The organism is Rhodococcus sp. LB1 (assembly GCF_001583455.1).
GTDB classification, from domain to species: Bacteria; Actinomycetota; Actinomycetes; order Mycobacteriales; family Mycobacteriaceae; genus Rhodococcus_F; species Rhodococcus_F opacus.
Window position 1 is genome coordinate 1 of record NZ_LTCZ01000187.1, and the last position, 3,517, is coordinate 3,517.

The following is a 3,517-nucleotide window of genomic DNA, read 5'->3' on the forward strand; positions in this document are numbered from 1 at the left end:
GGGCGCTCGATCCTGGGTTTGTCCCACGTCGTCGACTACACCCAATCTCGACGATCGGTACCGACGTGTGCGGGTGACACACCGGTTCCATCCACTGTTCGGCCGGGACTTCGAGTTCGTGGCGCACCGGCAGAACTGGGGCGAGGACCGGGTCCACCTGCACGACGAGAACGGAGAGCTGTTCTCCCTGCCGGCCGGGTGGACCGATATCGCCCCGGTCGACCCGTTCGTGGTCGTCGCCGACGGGCGTTGCGCGTTCACCACCGACGGGCTGCTGGCGGTGGCGGATCTGATCGACCGGCTCCGGGCCCAGCGCGACGGTGACGAAGAAGTCAGGCGGATTACGCCGTGAACGTCAGGCGGATTATGCCACGACCGACCTTTCGATCCGGACGCGAACACGAGTCCCCAATTGCAAATCTGTATGTGCTGCAGCAGATAATGGATGGTAGTCGGTGTGTCGCGAAGATTCTTCAGCGCAGCGTCGTCATAATTATATTGACGATCGCATGGTTCAGGAGGCGACATGACCCGGCGCGCAACACCCGAGGACCCCAAGACGGCGGCGCTGCGCGAGGCCCGCAGCCTGAACCCGCACCCGGAACGGGTGGCCGACCCGGAGTTTGCGACCGAGGAGTTCTTCGACGCCCGGGACGCGGTGCAGGTCAAGTACGAGATGGTGCGAGCCGTCCTGGTGGACGGCCAATCGGTGACCGCGGCCGCGGCGGCATTCGGGTACTCCCGGCAGAGCTACTACCAGGCGGCCGCCGCGCTGGCCGAGGGCGGACTGGACGGGCTGGTCGCCGCCAAGCCCGGCCCCCGCGCCGGGCACAAGCTCACCGGCGAGATCCTGGCCTGGGCCGAGCAGCAGCTCGCCGGCGATCCCGCACTGAAACCGGCCGCCCTGGTCGAGCCGATCGAGCAGCGGTTCGGTGTGCGCGTGCACCCCCGCTCCATCGAGCGAGCGGTGGTCCGCGTCCGGGAGCATTCCAAAAGCCGCTGACTCACCCGCCTTCGAGCGGAGGGAGGACCCGCAGTCCCCGGACGCCGACCGGGACACAGGCCCGCTCGACACCCGGTACGAACAGCTCCGTCACGCCGCCCTGCACGAACGTGCTCGCGCGTTCCCGCTCGGGCTCGGCGTGCTGGTCGGCAGGGGCATCACCGCCTGGCGGCGGGCCCTGACCCGGCTGACCTGCGACCGCACCCCGGCCCGCGGCCCCGGCCCGACGGCGGGCGGTCCGGCCGAGCTGTCGGGCGCACTGACCGCCGAACTGATCGACGTCCTGGCCGCCGTCGCGCTCGCCGGCGCCGGCCCCGATCCGCCGCCCCCGTCCCTACCGCCGCGAGGAGAAGCCCACCGATGTTCACCGACACCACCGGCCCGTCCAAGGTGACCGCCGCTCACCTGCAGCGCCGGGCGCTGCTCTACGTCCGCCAGTCCAGCCTCAAACAGGTTCTGCACAACACCGAGTCCGCGATCCGCCAATACGACCTGCGCGGCAAGGCCATCGCGCTCGGCTGGGCCGCCGACCAGATCACCGTCATCGACATCGACCAGGGCCAGTCCGGCGCCTCGGCCGCCGACCGCGAAGGCTTCGGGCAACTGGTCGCCGACGTCTCCCTCGGCCGGGCCGGAATCGTCCTCGGTCTCGAATGCTCCCGCCTGGCCCGCAACAGCGCCGACTGGCACCAACTGCTCGAACTCTGCGCGATGACCGGCACCCTGATCTGCGACGAGGACGGCCTCTACGATCCCCGCACCTTCAACGACCGACTCCTGCTCGGCATGAAAGGCCAAATGTCGGAAGCCGAACTGCATTTCATCAAGGCCCGGCTGCGAGGCGGGCAACTGTCCAAGGCCCGCCGCGGCGAGCTGATCATGCCGCTGCCGGTCGGCCTGGTCTACGACGCCGCCCACCACGTCATCCTCGACCCCGACACCGCGGTCCGCGGCGCCCTGGCGCACCTGTTCACCACCTTCGAGGCCACCGGATCGGCGACCGCGTGCGTCAAGGCGTTCCGCACCGCCGGGCTGCTGTTCCCCTGGCGGCACCTCAAAGGCCCCCACAAGGGCGAGGTCGACTGGAAACCGCTGGCGCACCACGCCGTGCTGCGGGTGCTGCACAACCCCCGCTACGCCGGCGCCTTCACCTACGGACGGCACAGCCAGCGCACGCTGCCGGGCGGCAAAACCGTCACCGCGCAACTGCCCCGCGAGCAGTGGGTTTCCTTCATCCCCGGCGCCCACCCCGGATACATCACCCTCGACCAATACGACGCCAACCTCGCACGCCTGCAAGCCAACTCGGCCGCACACGGGCTCGAGCGCCGCAGCGGGCCGCCGCGGGAAGGACCGGCGCTGCTGCAGGGCATCATCGTCTGCGGCCGGTGCGGGCTGAAGATGACCGTCCGCTACCACCACCGCCACGGCACCGAGGTGCCGACCTACATGTGTCAACGCGACGGCATCGAGAACGGTCGGCCGGTCTGCGCCACCATCCCCGGCCAGGACCTCGACCGGGCCATCGGGCAACTGCTGATCGACACCCTCACCCCGCTCACCGTCGAAGCGGCCCTGCAGGTCTCGGCCGAGCTCACCCGCCGGGCCGCCGACGCCGACCGGCTGCGCGCCGCGCACGTCGAACGCGCCCACTACCTCGCCGACCTGGCCCGCCGCCGCTACCTGGCCGTCGACCCCGCCAACCGGCTGGTCGCCGACACCCTCGAGGCCGACTGGAACACCGCCCTCCGCGCGCTGAACCAGGCGCAGGAGAGCTACGACAAGGCCCGACACGAGGGCACCGGGCACCTGACCGACGCGCAGAAGGCCCGAATCAATCAACTGGTCACCGACCTGCCCGCAATCTGGAAAGACCCGGACACCCCGCAGCGCGAACGCAAGCGCATCGCCCGACTGCTGCTCACCGACGTCACCCTCACCCGCACCAGCGACACCATCACCGCACACCTCCGCTTCCCCGGCGGAGATCACACCACATTCACCCTCCCGACACCCAAACCCATTGGAGAGCAACGCAAAACCCCGGCCAACATCGTCGCGGCCGTCGACGAACTGCTCGACGACCACACCTCCGGCGAGATCGCCGACATCCTCAACCGGCGTGGCCTGACCAGCAGCACCGGCGAATCGTTCCACCGGCTGATCGTCGACCACATCATCCGCGCACACCGGCTGCGCAGCCGCCGCCAACGCCTCCGCGAAGCCGGCATGCTCACCCTCGCCGAGACCGCCGCCGCCCACGGCGTCTGCAACGACACCATCAAGGCCTGGCGGCGGGCCGGGATTGTCGGTGGCCAGCGATATAACGACAAGGGCGAGTACCTCTACACCCCACCCGACACCGACGAACCGCCCGACCGCCCGAAGATCGGCCGCCGCCCGAAACGCTCCTGACCAGCTAGAACGTCAACTCCGCACGAACCGACCCGAAGAGGTGCAGTATGCAACCCGAGGTTTATCCTTTGGTTTTCCGGCGCGGGCGGGGTCGATCAA

4 protein-coding genes are annotated in these 3,517 nt (G+C 69.5%); all 4 read left to right on the forward strand.

Annotated elements, in window-relative coordinates:
- Positions 1-352 (forward strand): DUF5372 family protein (locus AZG88_RS24155; RefSeq protein ID WP_231914167.1); only part of this gene is annotated, 352 nt, incomplete at its 5' end.
- A gap of 174 nt (positions 353-526) precedes the next feature.
- Positions 527-1,003 (forward strand): helix-turn-helix domain-containing protein, encoded by a 477-nt coding sequence (locus tag AZG88_RS24160; protein WP_061699461.1) that lies wholly within the window; start codon positions 527-529, stop codon positions 1,001-1,003.
- A 139-nt stretch (positions 1,004-1,142) separates the two neighbouring features.
- Complete coding sequence (locus tag AZG88_RS24165; protein ID WP_061041392.1) at positions 1,143-1,397, forward strand: hypothetical protein; 255 nt, start codon at positions 1,143-1,145, stop codon at positions 1,395-1,397.
- Positions 1,364-3,418, forward strand: coding sequence for a recombinase family protein (locus tag AZG88_RS24170; protein ID WP_061699462.1), 2,055 nt, complete (start codon positions 1,364-1,366; stop codon positions 3,416-3,418). The genes AZG88_RS24165 and AZG88_RS24170 overlap by 34 nt, the downstream gene beginning before the upstream one ends.
- The last annotated feature ends 99 nt before the right edge of the window (positions 3,419-3,517 follow it).

Coding starts and splice junctions, on each gene's coding strand:
- AZG88_RS24160 (WP_061699461.1), top strand. CDS start 527: ATGACCCGGCGCGCAACACCCGAGGACCCCAAGACGGCGGCGCTGCGC.
- AZG88_RS24170 (WP_061699462.1), top strand. CDS start 1,364: ATGTTCACCGACACCACCGGCCCGTCCAAGGTGACCGCCGCTCACCTG.